18 protein-coding genes are annotated in these 19,929 nt (G+C 59.4%); 4 read left to right on the forward strand and 14 right to left on the reverse strand.

The genetic code is table 11. The annotated features are described in order from the left end of the window. Positions 1–34: 34 nt before the first annotated feature. The 10 genes from tatC to HF949_RS13720 all read right to left on the reverse strand — a co-directional run bounded on the left by tatC (position 35) and on the right by HF949_RS13720 (position 11,574). Positions 35–868 carry a twin-arginine translocase subunit TatC gene (gene tatC, locus HF949_RS13675; protein WP_292896113.1) on the reverse strand — a complete coding sequence of 278 codons (834 nt, stop codon included), beginning with the start codon at positions 866–868 and terminating at the stop codon, positions 35–37. After that, positions 865–1,464: a Sec-independent protein translocase protein TatB gene (gene tatB, locus HF949_RS13680; protein WP_292896115.1), complete on the reverse strand. Its 600-nt coding sequence runs from the start codon at positions 1,462–1,464 to the stop codon at positions 865–867. The genes tatC and tatB overlap by 4 nt, the downstream gene beginning before the upstream one ends. A 54-nt stretch (positions 1,465–1,518) precedes the next feature. Beyond that, positions 1,519–1,743, reverse strand: coding sequence for a twin-arginine translocase TatA/TatE family subunit (locus tag HF949_RS13685; RefSeq protein WP_292896117.1), 225 nt, complete (start codon positions 1,741–1,743; stop codon positions 1,519–1,521). 35 nt (positions 1,744–1,778) lie between these two features. Then, complete coding sequence (locus tag HF949_RS13690; RefSeq protein ID WP_292896119.1) at positions 1,779–2,897, reverse strand: ABC transporter ATP-binding protein; 1,119 nt, start codon at positions 2,895–2,897, stop codon at positions 1,779–1,781. A gap of 53 nt (positions 2,898–2,950) precedes the next feature. Then, the gene (gene scpB, locus HF949_RS13695; protein WP_292896121.1) at positions 2,951–3,682 is read right to left on the reverse strand and encodes an SMC-Scp complex subunit ScpB; all 732 of its coding nucleotides are present in this window, start codon (positions 3,680–3,682) and stop codon (positions 2,951–2,953) included. Beyond that, positions 3,675–4,481: a segregation and condensation protein A gene (locus HF949_RS13700; RefSeq protein WP_292900200.1), complete on the reverse strand. Its 807-nt coding sequence runs from the start codon at positions 4,479–4,481 to the stop codon at positions 3,675–3,677. The genes scpB and HF949_RS13700 overlap by 8 nt, the downstream gene beginning before the upstream one ends. Before the next feature lie 61 nt (positions 4,482–4,542). After that, positions 4,543–5,562 carry a beta-N-acetylhexosaminidase gene (gene nagZ, locus HF949_RS13705; RefSeq protein ID WP_292896123.1) on the reverse strand — a complete coding sequence of 340 codons (1,020 nt, stop codon included), beginning with the start codon at positions 5,560–5,562 and terminating at the stop codon, positions 4,543–4,545. Between the two features lie 90 nt (positions 5,563–5,652). Next, positions 5,653–8,424, reverse strand: coding sequence for an SPOR domain-containing protein (locus HF949_RS13710; RefSeq protein ID WP_292896125.1), 2,772 nt, complete (start codon positions 8,422–8,424; stop codon positions 5,653–5,655). Between the two features lie 111 nt (positions 8,425–8,535). Further along, positions 8,536–10,293 (reverse strand): arginine--tRNA ligase, encoded by a 1,758-nt coding sequence (argS, locus tag HF949_RS13715; protein ID WP_292896126.1) that lies wholly within the window; start codon positions 10,291–10,293, stop codon positions 8,536–8,538. Between the two features lie 60 nt (positions 10,294–10,353). Then, a complete protein-coding gene (locus HF949_RS13720) occupies positions 10,354–11,574 on the reverse strand; it encodes a deoxyguanosinetriphosphate triphosphohydrolase (RefSeq protein ID WP_292896128.1) in 1,221 nt (406 codons plus the stop codon). Positions 11,575–11,721: 147 nt separating this feature from the next. Here HF949_RS13720 and erpA point away from each other — a divergent pair, with 147 nt between their 5' ends. Beyond that, complete coding sequence (gene erpA / locus HF949_RS13725) at positions 11,722–12,072, forward strand: iron-sulfur cluster insertion protein ErpA (RefSeq protein ID WP_292896130.1); 351 nt, start codon at positions 11,722–11,724, stop codon at positions 12,070–12,072. An 83-nt stretch (positions 12,073–12,155) separates the two neighbouring features. Here erpA and HF949_RS13730 read toward each other — a convergent pair whose 3' ends face one another. Beyond that, a complete protein-coding gene (locus tag HF949_RS13730) occupies positions 12,156–13,535 on the reverse strand; it encodes a nucleobase:cation symporter-2 family protein (RefSeq protein ID WP_292896132.1) in 1,380 nt (459 codons plus the stop codon). 434 nt (positions 13,536–13,969) lie between these two features. Between HF949_RS13730 and HF949_RS13735 the strand changes: the two genes are divergently transcribed. The 3 genes from HF949_RS13735 (at position 13,970) to HF949_RS13745 (ending at position 16,104) form a co-directional block, all read left to right on the forward strand. Beyond that, positions 13,970–14,845, forward strand: coding sequence for a polysaccharide deacetylase family protein (locus HF949_RS13735; RefSeq protein ID WP_292896134.1), 876 nt, complete (start codon positions 13,970–13,972; stop codon positions 14,843–14,845). A gap of 106 nt (positions 14,846–14,951) precedes the next feature. Then, the gene (xth, locus tag HF949_RS13740; RefSeq protein ID WP_292896136.1) at positions 14,952–15,743 is read left to right on the forward strand and encodes an exodeoxyribonuclease III; all 792 of its coding nucleotides are present in this window, start codon (positions 14,952–14,954) and stop codon (positions 15,741–15,743) included. 67 nt (positions 15,744–15,810) lie between these two features. Then, complete coding sequence (locus HF949_RS13745; RefSeq protein WP_292896138.1) at positions 15,811–16,104, forward strand: hypothetical protein; 294 nt, start codon at positions 15,811–15,813, stop codon at positions 16,102–16,104. A 19-nt stretch (positions 16,105–16,123) separates the two neighbouring features. On the opposite strand, the gene HF949_RS13750 is transcribed toward HF949_RS13745, so the two are convergent. The 3 genes from HF949_RS13750 to HF949_RS13760 all read right to left on the reverse strand — a co-directional run bounded on the left by HF949_RS13750 (position 16,124) and on the right by HF949_RS13760 (position 19,812). After that, the gene (locus tag HF949_RS13750; protein WP_292896140.1) at positions 16,124–16,927 is read right to left on the reverse strand and encodes a tetratricopeptide repeat protein; all 804 of its coding nucleotides are present in this window, start codon (positions 16,925–16,927) and stop codon (positions 16,124–16,126) included. Continuing rightward, the gene (ilvD, locus tag HF949_RS13755; protein ID WP_292896142.1) at positions 16,914–18,638 is read right to left on the reverse strand and encodes a dihydroxy-acid dehydratase; all 1,725 of its coding nucleotides are present in this window, start codon (positions 18,636–18,638) and stop codon (positions 16,914–16,916) included. Before ilvD ends, HF949_RS13750 begins: the two co-directional genes overlap by 14 nt. A 241-nt stretch (positions 18,639–18,879) precedes the next feature. Continuing rightward, entirely contained in the window at positions 18,880–19,812 is a 933-nt protein-coding gene (locus HF949_RS13760) for a TerC family protein (RefSeq protein WP_292896144.1), read from the reverse strand. Between the last annotated feature and the right edge of the window lie 117 nt (positions 19,813–19,929).

A 19,929-nucleotide genomic window follows, 5' to 3' on the forward strand; every position in this document is an offset into this window, starting at 1 on the left:
AACCGCCTCGAACGCGACAGGAAAGCCTGCAAATCTAGGCGGTCGGCTGGTCCGCATCGTCGGTCTCGTCCTGCGCGGTCTTTTCCTTCTCGCGCTGGCGCTCGACCATACGGGCGGCCCAGATGGCAATTTCGTAGAGAAGGATGGTCGGAAGCGCAAGACCGATCTGGCTCACCGGGTCCGGTGGCGTCAGGATCGCCGCCGCCACAAAGGCCGCCACGATCGCATATTTGCGCTTGTCGGCGAGCCCAGTCGAGGTCAGAAGCCCCACCCGCGCCATCAGCGTCGTCACCACCGGGAGCTGGAACACCAGGCCGAAGGACAGGATCAGCGTCATGATCAGCCCGAGATATTCGGAAACCTTGGGCAGGAGCGAAATCTGCACCGTATTGTCCGGCCCCACCTGCTGCATCGACAGGAAGAACCACATCACCATCGGCGTGAAGAAGAAGTAGACGAGCGCTGCACCGATCAGAAACAGGATCGGCGAAGCAATCAGGAACGGCATGAAGGCCCGCCGCTCATTGCGGTAAAGACCGGGCGCGACAAACTTGTAGACCTGCATGGCGATCACCGGAAAAGCGAGCACCAGTCCGCCGAACATGGCAAGCTTGATCTGGGTGAAGAAAAATTCCTGCGGCGCGGTGTAGATCAGGTCCACCTTGTCCGCGTCCAGCCCCGCCCACTGGGTAGCCCACTGGAACGGGATGACAAGCAAATTGAAAATCTGCTTGGCAAAGAAAAAGCAGACGAGGAACGCCACGAAAAACCCGGCAAGCGCCCACATCAGACGCGATCTGAGCTCGATCAGGTGGTCGATCAGCGGCGCGGAAGACTGATCGATATCGTCGTCACGTTCGGCGTTCACGACTTGGCTCCGCTAGTCTTTTTTGCCGGAGCGCGCTTGGTCGCGCCCGCCGTTTTGGTTTTGCTCGTCGCCTTGGTTTTGCTGCCTGCCTTTGGCCTGGCCGTCGTCGCGGGCTTTGTTGCCGGTGCTTTGGCCGCCCCTGGCTTTGCTGCCGTTTTCCGTGCAGTTCCCGTCTTGCTCGCCGCTGTAGCCTTGGGCTTTGCCTCACCCGGCATGCGGGTCGCGCCCGCCTTTGCCGGCGCCGCCGCTTGCGGCTCCTTGGACGCCGGCGTGCCCGATTTCGCCGCCTGCGGCTTCATCGCCGCATCAAGTCCGGAGCGGATCTCCTGCCCCACCTTCTCGATCGGGTTGAGATGTTTCTTGATCTCGTTGCGCGGATCGAGCTTGCGTGCGTCGTCCACGAGGGATTTGACGTCATCAAGCTCCGCCTCCTGCAGCGCCTCATCGAACTGCTTGCGGAAATCGCCCGCCATAGTCCGCAATTTGGACGTCGTGCGCCCGAAGGTGCGCAGCATACGCGGCAAGTCCTTCGGCCCGACCACGACGATCAGGACGATGGCGATCACCATGATTTCGGGCCAGCCAAGATCAAACATAGGTCACCGGAAACGGATAGCAGGAAGTGGAAACGCTGCGCGGAACGCGGCGAATCAGCCGGACTTCTTCTTGCTCGGCTTGGTCGCTTCCTTCACCGGCTCATCGGCCTGATGTTCGACCGTCTTGGTCGTGTCCTCATCATCGTCGGACATGCCCTTCTTGAAGCTCTTGATGCCCTTGGCCATGTCGCCCATCAGCTCGGGGATCTTGCCGCGTCCGAAAAGAAGCAGCACCACGACGAGCACAATAAGCCAGTGCCAGATTGAAAAGGAACCCATGATCAGTCTCTTTCACCAATTGCCATTGATTTGATTTATGCGCTTTCGCGCGATGTTTCAAACGATTGTCTCGCGAATACGAGAACATCGCTCTCGATCACGTTCAGCCAGATGTCTCGCACGCCCGGCTGCAACTGTCCGCAGCGCACACGCGCCCGCACGTGATGGTCAGCCCCGGGTATCGCAAGTTCGAGGAACTCCACCACGCCGAGGAAGCGGCGCGAAACGATGCGTGCCGGTACGGAGCCCCGTTCCTGATCCACCTGAAAGCCGGAAAGGCGTACAGCCACCGTGGCGTCCGTCCCCTCTTCCAGACCACCTGCCGGAAAACGCCCCAGAGGCGTTTCCACGCCGCCTCCATGTACCTGCCCCTCAAACTCGTTGATCTCCGAAAAGAAGCTGGCGACGAAGACGTCGGCCGGACGTCGATACAGTTCTTCGGCGGTCCCCACCTGGACAAGCTTACCATCCTTGAGCAGCGCAATCCGGTCCCCCATGCGCATCGCTTCCTCTGCGTCATGCGTCACCACAACGGCGGTCGCACGGCTTTGCCGCAGAATGGAGAGCGTTTCCGCGCGCACACTGTCCTTCAAACGGGAATCGAGCCCTGAGAATGGCTCATCCATCAAAAGCACAGCCGGCCGTGGCGCCAGCGCACGTGCAAGGGCAACACGCTGCTGCTCACCGCCCGACAACACGTGCGGATAGGCACCGGCGTAACCTTCAAGCCCGACGCGCTCAAGCGCGATCATTGCCTCTTTCTGGGCTTCCTCACCCGAAAGCGCGGTCAGTCCAAAACGCACATTGTCGAGAATCGTCAGATGCGGAAACAGCGCAAAATCCTGAAACACCAGACCTATCGAGCGCTTTTCAGGCGGCAGGAAAACACTGGGTCCGGCAATTTCCCGCTCGTTCAGAAACACCTGGCCGGAGCGTTGCGCCTCGATGCCGGCGGCAATCCTGAGCAGGGTCGTCTTGCCGGACCCCGATGGGCCGAGAAGACAAAGCACCTCACCCGGCTCTGCGCAGAGAGAGACATCCCTGAGCGTCTGCGCTCCCGAAGCATAGGCATGACTGATATTCTGGAAAGAAAGACGCGCCGCGAAGCTGACGCCGGCCGTTCCACGCGCCGAACTTTGCTTCTTAATGTCCATGCACCGGTATCCCTGGATGGATCGCAGGCGGCCCCTGTCCCGCAGGACTTCCGTCAATCATCCTCAGCGAGCGGTGTCAACAGACCAAGTTCTTCCAGGTCGATATCCGTCAGCGGATCTTCATCTTCTGTGAGTTCGTCCGGATCGCTCATTGGCTGCGGCACCGAGAAATTGGCCGGCATTCTGGCAGAAAGCAGCCCGGCCCCTTTCAGCTCATCGATGCCCGGTAGATCGCGCAGTTCCGTCAGCCCAAAGTGATCCAGAAATTCCGTGCTGGTTCCGTAGGTTACCGGGCGTCCGGGTGTGCGGCGGCGACCGCGCATCTTGACCCAGCCCGTTTCAAGCAGAATGTCGAGCGTGCCCTTGGATGTCTCGACACCGCGAATTTCCTCAATCTCGGCGCGTGTCACCGGCTGGTGATAGGCGATGACCGCGAGCATTTCGAGCGCGGCACGCGACAATTTGCGCTGCTGAACAGCGTTCCTGTTCATTAGAAACGACAGATCGCTTGCCGTTCGAAAGGCCCAGCTGTTTTCAACGCGAACCAGGTTTACCCCGCGCTTTTCATAGTCTTTCTGGAGTTCGGCAAGAGCTTGAGCAACATCGGTTCCATCGGGCAGACGCTCAGCCAGCGCATTTTCGGCCACCGGTTCCGCGCTTGCGAAGATAATGGCCTCCACCATCCGTTTGACCTCGACGAGATGCGGCGAACGCGCCTGAGAGGTGTCGTTTTCCTGCTCGCCCTCGTTGGCGACAAAGGGAACCACATTGCTGTTGTCAGTCATCGGCGTTCTCAAAAAGGCTGGCTGGCGCCTTCTTGCCCGTCCGCATATAGACGGGGGCGAAAGGCTCCTGCTGGCGAATTTCGAGCGCTCCTTCCCGCACCAGTTCAAGAGAGGCGGCGAAAGAGCTTGCAGTTGCTGTCGCCCGGTCCTCCGCATTGGTCATGTAGCGGATGAGAAAATGATCGAGCGCAGTCCAGTCGCCGAATTCGCCGATCATTCGAACAAGGATTTCACGCGCCTGCTTGAGCGACCAGACACCCCGCTTGGCAATGCGCACATTGGTAACCGCACGGCGCTGACGCTGCGAGGCATAAGCGGTGAGAAGGTCGTAGAGCGAGGCCGCAAAAGCGCTTTCCTTCTGAACGATCACCGGTTCCGGCATTCCACGGGCAAACACGTCCCGGCCCAGGCGATTGCGATTAACGAGTCGGGCCGCTGCATCTCGCATCGCTTCCAGGCGTTTCAGCCGAAACTGCAAAAGTGCTGCCATTTCCTCACCGGTCGGCTCTTCGTCCTCCGGTTTTTTGGGGATCAGCAGGCGGGATTTCAGATAGGCGAGCCAGGCCGCCATCACCAGGTAGTCGGCGGCCAGCTCCAGCCGCATCTTGTGGACCTTTTCGACGAAAGCGATGTATTGCTCGGCCAGGGCCAGCACGGAAATCCGCGCCAGATCCACCTTCTGCGTCCGCGCCAGATGGAGAAGCAGGTCGAGCGGACCTTCAAAACCGTCGACGTCAACCGTCAGCGCAGGCTCGGAGACACCACGCTCCTTTGCCTGATCGTCCCACAGCTTGTCCATGGGTGCCGGTTTGACGGCCGTCTTTTCAGCGTTCTGCGCCAAGCGTCATTGACCCTTATCGTCAAGCGACCGCCGCGAAGCACTCCTCGAATTCCGCGCGCGCGGCCAATTCTTCCGTATCGTCCCCCGGATTGAGGCAAGCCAGTGCACGATTGGCCCGCTCCAGGCTCTTGCCCGACAATTCAGGCGCCTTTTCGGCGACAGCCTGCATTTCCGGCATAATGCCGTGACAGTGAAGGACGAGATCGCAGCCCGCCGCAAGGATTGCTTCGGCCCGTTCTGAGAAATCCCCAGAAAGTGCGTGCATGGACACGTCGTCGCTCATGAGGAGTCCGTCGAAGCCGATCTCCCCACGGATGATGTCGCGCACCACCTTCCCGGATGTGGTTGCCGGGCGTTCGGGATCTACCGCATGGAAGACAATATGCGCGGTCATCGCCATCGGCAGGTCAGCCAGCGCCTTGAAAGGCACGAAATCGTGTGTGCGCAGTTCCTCCAGTGACGCCGTCACCTCGGGCAGTGCCTTGTGGCTGTCCGCAAAGGCCCGCCCATGACCCGGTATATGCTTCATCACGGGAAGAACGCCCCCCGCCATCAGCCCGTCACTCGCCGCCTGTCCGAGTGCGATCACCGTCTGCGGGTCATGAGCGTAGGCGCGGTCCCCGATCACGTCATGCGCACCTGAAATGGGGACGTCGAGCACCGGAAGACAGTCCGCAGTGATCCCGTAACGCCTGAGATCCATTGCATGAAGACGCGACATCAGCCAGGCCGCACGCACCCCCAGTGCCGGGTCCCTTGCAAAAACCCGGCCCAGTTCACGCGCTGTGGGGTAATTCGCCGCCAGCGGAGGACGCATGCGCTGCACCCTGCCCCCCTCCTGATCGATGAAAACCGGTGCATCCGGTCTCCCGACACTTTCACGCATGGATGCGACAAGATCGCTTACCTGTGAGGGTTCGCCAATATTTCGCGCGAACAGGATAAACCCCCATGGGCGCTCATCGCGATAGAAGGCGATTTCATCTGCAGTCAGTGTTTTCCCGGTCGCGCCGAGGATCATGGATTTTGATTCGCTCATGACATCAGGATAGCCGGGCAGAGGAATCTGGAAAAGAAAACAAAAAACCGCCGCACAATGGCGGCGGTTCTGGATCGTCGTGGTTCGACGTCACTTCGAAACGAAGCAGCTTCCGCCGGCCGATTTGAGCTGCGAGCAAAGGCGGATTGCGTCGTCCTTCGAGGATGAAGGAATGCGGACGCGGTAGTATGTTCCCCTTCCCGCGATATCAGCCTTGACGATGTTGACCCCTTTTCCTGTCAATAGGCTTCCATAACGCTGCGCCATATCCTGGTAGGATTTTTGCGCCGCTTCCACGGTTGGCTGTGACGAAATTTGTACAGACCAGCCATCCGCACTGGAGGTCACAGGTGCCGGTGCCTGCGCGACGGGTTGCGCTGGCTGGCTGGGCGCCGCCGCCACCTGAGCGGGCTGAGTTGTTTCAACGGACCGCTGCGGCTGCGACGGAGGCGCTGCTGGGCGGGAGGGTGGGACGGGCGCGGTGTCGGGGACGCTAGCCGCCGGAGCATTTGTCTCCACGGCTGGTTCACTTAGCGGATCTGCACTTGCCAGCCGTGCATCCGCGGGTGTCTCCTGACCAGACTGCTGCCGTGCATCCGCAGCCGGAACCGGCTGACCAACAACGGCGTCATTGCCGGTTGCCACGGCAGTTTCGGTGTCCTGCGCCGGCGCCTCCGGCTCACGAGGAACGATAGTCCCGTCCGGGCGAACCACCATGGTGCGCACGCGGCGCGGCGTCATTGCCGTCACCGGCTCGCTTGTCGGAGTGACCGTATCACCGGCGCCCGGCGTCAGCCGCTCCTCCGACTTTGGCGTGGCTTGCGGCACATCAACCGGTTCCTCTGCCGTCGAAACAAGCCGCTCCTGTACCGGGTCTCCGCCTGCCTCGGCGCCAGATACCCTCTGATAGACCTGATTATCCTGATTGGGGACCTGTTCTCCGCCAGGATTTTCCGGCTTTACCTTGATGGGCTCGTCATCGGCCCGGACCACCACCGGCGCGGAATTGTCTTCGCCACCGCCGCTGAAGGCGAAAAAACCGACAAGCGCAAGAATGGCAACGCCACCCGCCACCCCAAGCATTGCAAGGTTGCGACGGCTCGCGAGTAGCCCGGGACGCGCTGCCACGCCGGCTGCGGTCTCTGGAGCAAAAGAACCGTGTCCCCGCTCGAATTCTCCCGAAGCCTCTCCCCAGGAGTTCATATCCGAAACCACGAAGGCGTCCGAGGCGTCCGATTGTGTATTGTCGCTCGCGCCCTCTTCGTCGCGCTTTGCAAAGCTCTCCGGCTCGGAAAAACTGTCTGCAAAGGCAGTTTCAAAGCCGAAATCTTCCTCGTCCCGGGCTTGCTCTCCCGGTTGCAGGGCAGCAGCGGTATATGCGTCGTCGGGCACGGTTGCAAAAGGCTCGTCGCTCACATCCCTGGGTGCTGCGGCGGGGAGACTTTCGCTGTCTCCAAAGGCTCGTGCCAAAGCTAGCTCCAGATCGTCCGATTCCGCCTCGGGCATGCGCTCGGGTTCGCTTACGAACTCAGGAATATGAGCAGCGTCCTCTACCTGCACCCGTTCATTTCCCGGCACATCGACAGTGTCGATATGCGGCACGGATGGTTCGGTTGCCGGGGACCGGGTGCCAGGAGAATGCTCCGGCTGCTGCCAGAAAGGCGCAGACAGAGTGGCATCCACTGGATCATCCTCGACCGGCAGTTCTGAATTCGGCTCAACGGCCTCGAATACATCCCACGCGCTCTCGCCCTGCAGGCTCTCGTCCGCCTGCGGTTGCATGGCCGGCTCCACAGGCAACATTTCATCGGCAGCCCCTGCCGAAAGCTGCTCTTCAAGACTCGCGGTAAAATCGTGGTCTTCGTACGCGACATCTCCGGCGACCGCACTGGTCCGCTCGGTTCCCTGAGCGATCGAGGAGGCGAAAGCCTGTGGCGAAAGAAACGGGTCTGCACTGGCGGTTGAGTCTGCAGCCGGATCGAAACTCACCGGAACTTCAGATTGCCCGGTGTCTTCCATATCATCGAACTCCGCAGGGTAATCAGTTGCAGCACTCTGCGGCTCAAAAAAATCCTCGGGTTCGGGTGTTTCCTGTTTCTCGTCAATCGCCGCATCGTCGGATTGATGCGCAAAAGAAGCCTCGGCATCCGTGGTTTCGAGGGTCTGATCTGCGACCTCGTTCTCTGAACGGAACCAATCCTCATTGGCAAGGGAGGCTTCGAGCTCATTGTCTAGTTGAGCGAAGTCCTGATCGCTGAAGGCCAGGTCATCACCCTCCGCTGCCCCTTCCACCCGCTCTTCACGGGCCAACCCTGTTTCGGCAACAGGGGCACTGGAATCGGTCATATCCAGATCAAAGCCGGAGAAGTGCGGCTCCGCCGCTTCAGATTCAAAGCGCTGCTCATCAAGGCTTTCTGAGGGCTCAGAAGATCTGATATCTTCTTCCTCCAGGGTCGAAGCCGCCGACAGGTCGTCAGCAGGTTCCAGACGCATTTCGCTTTCAAAACTGGCAGCAAAACTCTCGTCGAGTTCGTCGGCCATATCGGCCGCAATATCAACTGCAGGCTCGTCAGGAGCCTGCGCCGCCTCATCAGCATCGAAACGCCAGTCGCTCGATGGCTGAGGCTGCCAGTCGTCGTGGGGAACTGCTTCCTCATGAACCTCGTCGGAAAACTCTGCCAGATCGCCAAGCAATTCGTTCTCGAGCTCAAGCGCGAGGTCATCGCCCTCCTGCTCGGCCTCATTGCCGGACGCCTCGGCGCGCCGTGGATCGTGGCCCATAATGCGGGTCAGTTCCGCAAATGGGTCGTCCTCAGAAAAAACGGCGCTATCCGCGCGTTGGTTCGAGCTATGATCTGCCATGCTTTTTTCCGCACTCACACTCGGTAGACGCCCGCGACGTCGTACAATTGTCGGGTACCAGCGCAATGTGGGCAAAAGGTGACAGACTACCGCACCCCTTTCGGGATGGGGTCAGCGCATCTCAGAAGGCGCCTCGGCCCCGATCAACGCAAGCCCGGATGTCAACACATCGCGAACTGCCTGCACCAGACCCAGTCTGGCATAGGTCAATTCTGGATCGTTAACCTTAACAAAACGTAAGTCGGCTGTCTCGCTGCCCTTGTTCCACTGCGCATGGAACAGGCTTGCCAGATCATAGAGATAGAATGCCAACCTGTGCGGTTCCATCACCTGGGCGGCGCTTTCGACAAGTCGGGGGTACTCCGCCAGCTTGCGTACCAAGGCCATTTCACCTTCATCGGTAAGCTTGCCAAGCTGGGCCTTCATCTCGGAACGGCTGAACTCCTTCACGCCGAGTTGCTCGCTTGCCTGCCTGAATGCCGAGTGGCTTCGCGCGGACGCGTACTGCACATAAAAGACAGGATTGTCCTTGGACTGTTCCGTCACTTTTTCAAAGTCGAAATCGAGCGAGGCGTCGTTCTTGCGATACAGCATCATGAAGCGGATCGGATCACGCCCCACCTCGTCCACCGCCTCCCGAAGCGTGACGAACTCCCCTGCCCTCTTGGACATGCGCACAGGCTCGCCGCCACGAAACAGCTTCACCAGCTGGCAAAGAAGCACCGTCAGGTCCACCTTGTCCCTGGCCAGGGCCCGGGCAACGGCCTGCAACCGTTTCACATAGCCGCTATGGTCGGCGCCAAGCACATAGATCAGGTGCTCAAAGCCCCGGTCCAGCTTGTCCTTCATATAGGCCACGTCAGCCGCGAAATAGGTGAAGCTGCCATCCGATTTCATCAATGGGCGATCAATATCGTCGCCTACTTCAGTTGATCGGAAAAGCGTTTGTTCGCGATCCTCCCACTCATCAGGCTTCTGCCCCTTGGGTGGCGGCAATTTACCCTTGTAGACATGCCCCTTCATGGTCAGGTCATTGATCGCCGACCGGATCATCCCGCCATTACCTGCATGCAGCGAGCGCTCAGAGAAAAACACGTCATGGCGAATGTTCAGTGCGGCGAGATCGTCCCGGATCATTGCCATCATGCTTTCGACAGCCCTGTCCTTGACGATCGTCATCGCTTCGGCGGAGGGCATTTCCAGAAGTTTCGTGCCGAATTCCCCGGCAAGCTCCTGGCCCAGCGGTTTGAGATAATCTCCCGGGTAAAGACCCGCGGGAATTTCGTCGATCTTCTCACCCAGCGCCTCGCGGTAGCGCAACATCACCGACTGTCCAAGCACGTCGATCTGCACGCCCGCATCGTTGATGTAATACTCCCGCGCCACGTCATAGCCTGCGAACGACAGGAGATTGGCAAGCGCATCGCCCACCACCGCGCCACGGCAATGTCCTACATGCATGGGGCCGGTCGGGTTTGCCGAAACATACTCGACATTCACCTTCTCGCCCCGTCCCATCTGCGAGCGGCCATAATCGGTGCCAAGATCCAGAATTTCGCCGAGCCGCGCCTGCCAGAAACCGTCGCTCAGCTTCAGGTTCACAAAACCTGGTCCCGCCACCGTGGCCGCGGCCACGTCGGGATCGGCCTCGAATGCTTTGGCGATCTTCTCACCCAGTGCCCGCGGATTCTCACCGACGGCCTTTGCCAGCACCATGGCCGCATTGGTTGCCACATCGCCATGGCTTGCATCACGCGGTGGTTCGACGGCCACGCGCGAAAGGTCAAGCGCCTCACCGCTGCTTGTACGCAGATTGAGAGCTTCAATGGTCTTGGCGACCCGATCTGTGAAATCGGCGAAAATGTTCATGGACGATGTCCTGAAAAAAAGATCTTTGTCGTCCGCACCGCGGCGGAATTGCGGTTGGCACTAGCTCAATTCAGGAGTCTGGTCAAACAGGCGCTGGTGCTCTTTCACCGCGTAGGTGTCTGTCATGCCGGAGAGAAAATCGGCCACCAGCCGGGCCTTTTCGGCATCCTCTGCCATATCAAGGCCATCTCGCCACCCCTCGGGCATCTCACGCGGATTGTCGAAATAGGCGTCGAACAGGTCCTTTACGATCCGGTCTGCATGCGCACGGACCGCCACAACCGCCTCATGGCGATATAGATTGGCATAGAGAAATCGCTTCAGTTCCTTTTCTTCCGCCGCCATGTGATCCGAGAATGCAACAATCGTGAAACCTGCATCGTGCACAGCGTCCGTATTGGCAGGTTTCAGAACCTCGAGCCGCTGTCGCGAAGCCACGATCACATCCTCCACCATCGCCGTTATCTGCCTGCGCATGAGCTCGTGCCCACGGCGCACCGGATCAAGGCCGGGATATCGGCGTTCGACCTCTCCAAGAATCTGTCCCGGCAGACCGACCGCTTCCAGCATTTCAAGCGTCAGGAGCCCGGAACGCAAACCATCATCGATATCATGCGCGTTGTAGGCAATGTCATCCGCAATCGCCGCGCACTGCGCTTCGATCCCGGCAAAACGGGCCAGTTCCAGGTCGTGGCGGGCGACATAGTCGAGAATGGATTGCGGAACAGGACCATCGAGCCCTTCGCCCTCACCATTCGTGAGCGGGCCATTGTGCTTGACCAGCCCCTCCAGGGTTTCCCACGACAGATTGAGACCATCGAACTCTGCATAGCGGCTTTCAAGTTCGGTCACGATCCGCAAAGACTGCGCGTTATGGTCGAAACCACCCCACCGTGCCATGCGTTCGTCGAGCGCGTCCTCTCCCGTGTGCCCAAAGGGCGTGTGGCCGAAGTCATGCACCAGAGCGATGGCCTCGGCGAGATCCTCATCGCAACAAAGCGCGCGCGCAAGAGCACGCGCGATCTGCGCCACTTCAATGGAGTGGGTCAGGCGCGTGCGGTAGTGGTCGCCCTCGTGAGCGATAAAGACCTGCGTCTTGTGCTTAAGGCGACGAAACGCCGTAGAATGGATGATCCGGTCCCGGTCGCGCTGAAAAGGTGTTCGTGTCGGGCTCTCGGGCTCCATCACAAGCCGGCCGCGCGAGGCCGCCGGGTCTGTCGCGTATGCGGCGCGCGGACGATAGCCGAAACCGATATTTTTCAAACCCTGTTCCGTTCCCATGCTCCGCAACATCCTTTCGGGCAGCCCGCCCCGGCCTGCCTTTGTCCTCGCCTGAAATCCGACCGCGTCGCTCAGGTTGACTTGCCGCCTTCGGCTTCATACCTATTCAATGAATACGAACGCAAGGTGACCGTCAGGACAACCATCATGGGCATGGACGCGGGAACGGAAATGAAGAGCGTTGAACTAACGGAAGCTGCGGCAAAGCGCATCGCAACGATTCTGAAGGACGAGCCGGGCAAGATTGCTCTGCGCGTCTCGGTGGAAGGTGGCGGCTGCTCTGGCTTTTCCTATGCTTTTGATCTCACGGACCAGCGCAATGAAGACGATCACGCCATCGAGCGGGATGGAGCAACCGTCCTCATTGACGATCTGTCGCTCGTTTATATGGGTGGATCGGTGATCGACTTTGTCGATGACTTGATCGGTCAGTCCTTCCAGATCAGGAATCCCAACGCCGTTGCATCCTGTGGGTGCGGAACCAGCTTCTCGATCTGAGCTTTCTTCCCAAACCACCGTTTTTCCGGGATAGCGCCGCGTATTTTTCCGCGGCGCTTTTCGTCTAACGGGTCAGTTGCGGTTCAGCTATTCCGTTCCGCACCGGCGTGCTGTGGCAGGATAAGGTTCAAGACAATTGCCAGGAAGGCAGCCGGCAAGAGGCCGGAAGTCATGAGTATCTGCGCGGTCTTCGGAAGATGCTGCAACGCCCCCGGTTCGAGCTGCAACCCCAGCCCCACAGAGAGTGAAACGGCAAAGATCACCATGTTTCGGCGATTCCAGTGTACGTCCGACAGCATATTGATACCGGCCGCCGCGACCATGCCGAACATCACGATGACGCCTCCGCCGAGCACCATGATCGGCACTGTCGAAATCACCGCTCCAACCTTCGGCATGAGCCCGCACAGGATCAGGAAAATCGCACCATAGGTCACCACATGCCGGCTCATCACACCCGTCATGGAGATAAGACCGACATTCTGGCTGAACGAGGTGTTTGGCAGACCACCAAATACACCGGCTATGGCCGTACCGAGCCCATCCGCGTAGGTAGCGCCGGAGATTTCTTTCTCCGTCGCCTCGCGGCCGGCTCCCCCCTTGGTGATCCCTGACACATCGCCGACCGTCTCTATGGCTGAGATGACGGCCATGAAACACATGCCGATAATGGCCGGCAGAGCCAGCTCGAAGCCCCATTTGAAGGGGACGGGAATCGCCACCCAGGATGCGTTGCCCACATTGGAGAAGCTCACCATGCCCATGGCCAGGGCCACAATATAGCCCGCGACCAGACCGAGGAGCACAGCGGCAATCGACCACATGCCACGCGTGAAGAACTTCAGGAGCAATGTGACCACGACCACAACCAGCGCAACGCTCCAGTTCTGCAGACTGCCATATTCAGGCTTTCCGATCAGAGGTACACCGCCAGCAGAATATTGAATCCCCACTTTAATGAGCGACAGACCGATCATCAGAACGATCAGCCCCGTCACCATCGGCGGCAGCGCAAACCGAAGGCGCCCCACGAAACTGCCGAGGAAGAAATGAAAGATACCGCCCACGACGACCCCTCCCATCAGAGCCCCCATGGCAGCCACGCCCTGCCCCGCGACAATGGGGATCATCACCGGCAGGAACGCGAAGCTTGTGCCTTGAACGATAGGCAGGCGTCCGCCCACCGGCCCCATACCAATGGTCTGGAACAGTGTCGCGATCCCGGCAAAGAGCATCGACATCTGAATCATGTAGATGAGATTGGGAAAATCCGGTGAGTTCGACCCGAAACCGAAACCGGCTGCACCTGCCACGATGATGGCCGGCGTCACGTTGGAGACGAACATTGCCAGCACGTGTTGAATCCCAAGTGGCACCGCCTGAATAAGCGGAGGTGTATACTCGGGATTGCTCAAGTCCGCGCGCGACACTGCATCGCCGTCGCTCATCGTCGTTTGTGTCATGTCGTTCCCCGGTTGCTTCAGATCTTCTGAAATCTTTTTGGCGAAGCATCGGGCACAAACGCGCGCGCATCTATCTATATTTTTTTGAAAGACAGCCAGATTTCAAGCACAAATTGCAACACGAAGCCAGACATCTACCGAAGGGAATTCTTCAACATTTTCTGCTTGGATCGCGCCTGTTTCGGCTTGAGGCAACAAGCCGGAGCTCGATGTTCCTCAGCCGCCCACACTGATCGAAAGACGCCAGACCCCTGATGCCCTCTCTTCAAGCTCTCAAAAGGTCTGCCCGATACGAGCTGATCCGCGCCGGCTTGGAGGGTACGGCCCTGGCTCTGCACCTGGGGTTGCCTCTGGCCAACCCAAAACGTGGTGTCATATTTGCCCTCCACCATGTGGATTCTGAAAGCCCCGCTAGCTGGGTGCCAAATGCCTGGTTGAGCATAACGCCCGCCTTCCTTGAAGAGGCCATCCAGGTCTGCCGGGAAGAGGGCCTGATACCCATTGCACTCGAAGATTTGCCTGAGCGGCTTGCCGACCCCCGGGACACAAGCCGGTATGTCTGCTTCACTCTGGATGACGGCTATCGGGACAATGCACGCTTCGCCGCGCCTGTTTTCCGGAGGCAGGCTGTCCCTTACACGGTCTTCATCACATCCGGCTTCGTCGAGCGAAGTAGGTCTATCTGGTGGAAGACCGCTCAGGAACTCGTCATGAACACGAACGATGTCGATCTTTCAGCGTTCGGAATTGATGCGCGCGTGCGCATTGAACACCGTGCCGAACGGGTCGCGCTGTTCGATCGTTTGGCAAACGCCATAAGTGAAGCGCAAGACGAAGACGCTGCGATTGACCGGCTCGACGCTCTGGCATTCGCTCATGGCATAGACCCGCTGGCAATCACCGAGCGTTTGACGATGGACGCCAGCGAACTTGCCGGGCTCGCCGCAGATTCGCTTGCCCGCTTCGGCGCGCACACACTCACGCACGCCAATCTGACCAAGGTGGATGCCAGGCGCCTGAAAACGGAAATGGATGATTCAGCGTCGAAGGTTTGCGACTATGTGGGCACGCGACCGACAACCTTTGCTTACCCCTACGGCTATCCGTCCGCTGTCGGTCCACGCGAGATCGCAGCCGCACGGCAATCAGGTTTTGCCGCCGCAGTCACCACGAGGCCGGGCCTCCTGTCCCGGACATCCGCCAGCGCTATGACAGCGCTGCCGCGCGTGTCACTCAACGGCTTCTATCAGCGCAAACGCTATGTGCGCGCCCTCCTGTCAGGTCTGCCGTTTCGCTTCCGGAAAGGCTGAAGCCTGATTGGAGCGTCGCTCGGCACAGTCTGTCAGTATCCTGCACAAGGCGGTTGCGGCGCATTCCCGACCCACCTAAGAAAGAGTTGAGTTGTGGAAGGGCCCCATGAAGATCGCTACCTGGAACATCAACGGCGTCAAGGCGCGCATCGACAATCTTCTGCACTGGCTTGAAGAGTCCAGTCCGGACATCGCCTGTCTTCAGGAAATCAAATCCGTCGACGAGCTCTTTCCACGCGAGCCGATCGAAGCGCTCGGCTACCATGTGGAGACCCACGGCCAGAAAGGCTTCAACGGTGTGGCGCTCCTCTCGAAACTGCGCTTCGACGAGGTCAATCGCGGTCTGCCGGGTGACGACAGTGACGAGCAGGCCCGCTTTATCGAGGGCGTGTTTTCCACCGATAGAGGAGTTCTCAGGGTCGTTTCGCTGTACCTGCCGAATGGCAATCCCGTCGACAGCGAGAAGTTTCCCTACAAACTCGGCTGGATGGAGCGTCTTGAAAAGTGGAGTGCCGAGCGCCTCAAGCTGGAAGAACCCCTCGTTCTGGCTGGTGATTACAACGTCATCCCCGAACCAGAAGATGCAAAGAACCCCGAGGCATGGGTGGGCGACGCCCTTTTTCGTCCCGAGAGCCGGCAGGCCTTCCGGCGGCTGGGCGCTCTGGGTTTCACCGACGCATTGCGCGCAGTCAATCAGGATGATGGCGTCTACACGTTCTGGGACTATCAGGCAGGAGCCTGGCAGAAGAACAATGGCATCCGCATCGATCATCTGATGCTTTCACCCGAAGCCGCCGATTACATAGGTGCCGTCACGGTTGAAAAGCACACGCGCGGCTGGGAAAAGCCATCCGACCACGTCCCTGTCGTTCTTGATCTGAAATTGCGCCCAGCCTGAACGCCCCGGGCCGAATTAACCCGGGTCAATGGCCACGTGCCGCGCCCGGTGTTAACATGATCCTGTTATGCCCACGTTGCGGTACCTAGGGATCGCCGCTCTGGCGGTCACGCTTTCCCTGCCAGTCGCAGGCTCCTCTGCGGCCGATTGCCAGTGCCGCGCCAATGGAGCGGCTTTTCGTCAGGGAGAAACAGCCTGCCTCACACTGCCGGACGGACCGCGCCTGGCTCGGTGCGAGATGGTTCTCAACAATTCATCCTGGAAAATTCTCGATCAGGCCTGCTTCCAGACGTCGAAGCTTCTGGAAAACGCCGTCCCAATGACAGTGGCGCGTTATCGCGCACAGTCTGGCGGGCACTAGGCGCCCGCCGTGTTGCCGATCAATCGAAGCCGTTTTCGCGCAGATCATGCGCCAGCGCGATTGCAGTGCGCCGGTCTGATTCTCCAGCCAGAGCAAAAGCCTGTTCCTGCATGGCCCTGATCCAGCCAACATCGTTCGGCGCGGCACGGTCCAGCGCCGCTGTCATCATCGCCAGACCTTTTACCACGCGGCCACTTTCGAACAGGATATGCCCGAGCATGGCCTGTGCGCCCGAGTGCCCCTTCTCGGCAGCGAGCTGGAACCAGCGTGCAGCCTGCTGCACGCTCTGGGCCACGCCCTCACCGTCCAGAAACATTCGGCCAACCTGGTACTGAGCCTCCGGATTCCGGTAGGTCGCAGCCGCCCGCATGAAATGCTCCTGCGCGGCAAGAGGATTGGCGCGGATCGGGCTATCGGGAATGCCCGTTTTCAGATATTTGCCCAACGCCACAAGCGCGTCCGAAACATAGGTCTCGTCCGGACTGCCCGGTCGCACATCCTGTTGAGCCACCGCAGAAAAAAACTTGAACGCTTCCCGATCGTTGCGGGCGACACCGTCACCTTCGGCATACATGCGGGCCAGTTTCCAGCGCGCACCAACCTGACCGTTCTCGGCGGCATAGCGATAGGCTTCAAGGGCCTCTTCCTTGTCGCCCCGCTTGTAAGCAGAGAAAGCGAAGCGGAACACGGCCCAGGGGCTACGCTTTTCCTGCTCCTGAATAACAGTGTTCTCGTCCAGTGCATAAGCGGTGCCCGGCAGCGCCGCAAAGGACGCCACCAGACCGGCAAGAACAGCTGTTTTCCCTGCTTCAAATATCCGCATAACAGTGCGTTTCTTTCTTTGCCCCCGGATGGGTGACAGCTCCATCACGGGCCGGTCCAACCGTCTGGGCATATTTCCAGATCGCGCCGGACTGATAGTCCGTCTCGCGCGGTTTCCATTCCTTTGCGCGCTCTGCGAGTTCTTTATCGCTGAGCGCCACGTCAATCGTGCCGGCCTCGGCATCGATGGTGATGACATCGCCATCCTTCAAGAGGCCGATTGGCCCGCATGCTGCCGCTTCCGGCCCAACATGACCGATGCAGAACCCGCGGGTCGCGCCCGAGAACCGGCCATCGGTGATGAGCGCAACCTTGTCGCCCATTCCCTGACCGTAGAGGGCTGCCGTGGTTGCGAGCATCTCGCGCATCCCCGGTCCGCCCTTCGGGCCTTCGTAGCGAATGACCAGTACTTCGCCTTCCTTGTACTTCCGCTCGGTCACGGCAGCGAAACACTCTTCCTCGGAATCGAAGCAACGCGCCGGACCCGAAAATGTGAGGTTCTTCATGCCTGCGACCTTAACGATCGCGCCTTCAGGCGCCAGATTGCCCTTAAGGCCAACCACACCGCCGGTCTTCGTGATCGGATTGTTCGCCGGACGAACCACATCCTGATCTGCATTCCACGGAACATGCTCCATGTTTTCGGCAATTGTGCGGCCAGTCACGGTCATGCAGTCGCCGTGCAGATATCCGTGTTCCAGCAGCGTCTTCATGAGGAGCGGGATACCGCCGGCTTCAAACATGTCCTTTGCAACATATTTCCCGCCCGGCTTCAGGTCGGCAATATAAGGCGTCTTCTTGAAGATCTCCGCCACATCGAACAGTGTGAATTCGATACCCGCTTCATGCGCAATCGCTGGCAAGTGCAGCGCGGCGTTGGTCGAACCGCCCGAGGCTGCAACAACGGCCGCCGCGTTTTCCAGAGCCTTGCGGGTCACGATATCGCGCGGACGAATCTGCTTGGCGATGAGCTCCATCACCTTTTCACCCGATGCATAATTGAACCGGTCACGCATCTCATAAGGAGCAGGCGCGCCGCAGGAATAGGGCAGAGCCAGGCCAATCGCCTCGGCAACCGTTGCCATCGTGTTGGCCGTGAACTGCGCACCGCAGGAACCGGCCGAAGGGCATGCTGCCTGCTCGATCTCGCTCAGATCCTCGTCGGAGATCGATCCCACGGAGTGCTGGCCGACGGCCTCGAACACATCCTGAACCGTGATCTGCCGGCCGCGGTAGGTGCCGGGCAGGATCGAACCGCCATAAATGAACACGGATGGCACGTTGAGCCGCACCATCGCCATCATCATGCCGGGAAGCGACTTGTCGCAGCCTGCCAGGCCGACCAGAGCATCGTAGCAGTGACCGCGCATGGTGAGCTCGACGGAATCGGCAATGACGTCACGCGACACGAGTGACGACTTCATGCCCTGGTGTCCCATGGCGATGCCGTCCGTCACCGTTATGGTAGTGAATTCGCGCGGTGTGCCGTGAGCAGCCGCCACCCCCTTCTTGACGACCTGCGCCTGACGCATCAGCGAAATGTTGCAGGGCGCAGCCTCGTTCCAGCAGGTTGCAACACCCACCAGCGGCTGGGCGATCTCTTCTTCCGAAAGCCCCATGGCATAGAGATACGAGCGATGCGGTGCCCTTGCCGGCCCAACAGTGACGTATCGGCTTGGAAGTTTGTCTTTCGAAATTGCTTTTGCGTCCATAATTACCCCAGCCGCAGCGCGCGGCACTTCTCCTGAACAGTCGGTTGTGACCCGTGCGCCATCGAGCATTTTCGATGCGCCGGGTTTATGGCGGGAAATTGGCGTTTCGTCCCACCCCATTCTTAACCGAATGCTTATTGAGAAACTGTTGCCAAATGAACACATTGCCCTGTGCACAACAGTCAGGGGCTGTCAGCAGTGGAAACAGGGCGCACAAAGCGCCCTGCCCGTCATGGCAGATTCACGACTGCATTCCCTGTTCCTCACGCTTTCGCGCGATGATCGAGGCGACGATCGAGCCTCCGATCAGAAGCACCGTGACAGAGAGAGCCAGCGGTGAGGGAATCTTGATCCAGTGCGCAACCAGCATTTTGAGGCCAATGAACATCAAAACCAGAGAGAGTCCGGTTTTGAGGTGCTTGAAGGTTCGCATCATGCCGGAGAGAACGAAGAACATCGCGCGCAATCCCATCACCGCGAACACGTTGGACGAAAAGACGATGAAGGGATCGTTGGAGATGGCGAGAACGGCCGGAATGGAATCGACCGCAAAGATCAGATCCGTGAATTCCACTGTCACCAGAACGACGAAAAGCGGCGTCATGAAAAGAACGCCGTTGCGCTTTGTCAGAAAGCGGGAGCCTTCATATTCCTGTGTGACACGCCCGGTTTTCATCAAGAGCTTCACGATCCGGCTTTCCCCCGGGTCGATCATCTCTTCGTCGGACGTCATCATCTTGAAGCCGGAGAAGACGAGAAGCGCCCCCAGCGCCATACCGATGACCATAAACTGATCAACCAGCTTCACGCCCGGAACGATCAGCGAAAGACGCATCACGATCGCGCCCAGGATGCCGTAGAAGAGCACGCGATACTGCGCCTCGGAAGGTACCTTGAAATAAGTGAATATGAGCGCGATGACGAAGATGTTGTCGAGGGAAAGCGCCTGTTCGATCAGATATCCGGTCAGAAACTCCGCGCCCCGGTCCTTGCCACCGAAGTAAAACACGCCCATGGCGAAAATCATGGCAAGTGCGACGTAACCGGCGACTGTCTTCATCGCTTCACGCGTCGTTATGACGTGATCGCGCCGATGGAGAACGAAGAGATCGAAAAAGAGGACTACGGCCACGAAGGCCAGAAAACCGGGCCAAAGCCAGTCATGCATTGTCATGGAGAGATACGAGGTTTGCGCCGCGTTTGCGCGTTGTCGTTCGATCCGACATCACAGGCAACGCCTTGCCTGCCAGAGGGGCCCGGATCGGGTGACTGCTCTTATGTGCGGCAAAAC

This window comes from Nitratireductor sp. (assembly GCF_017794765.1).
Taxonomy (GTDB): Bacteria; Pseudomonadota; Alphaproteobacteria; order Rhizobiales; family Rhizobiaceae; genus Nitratireductor.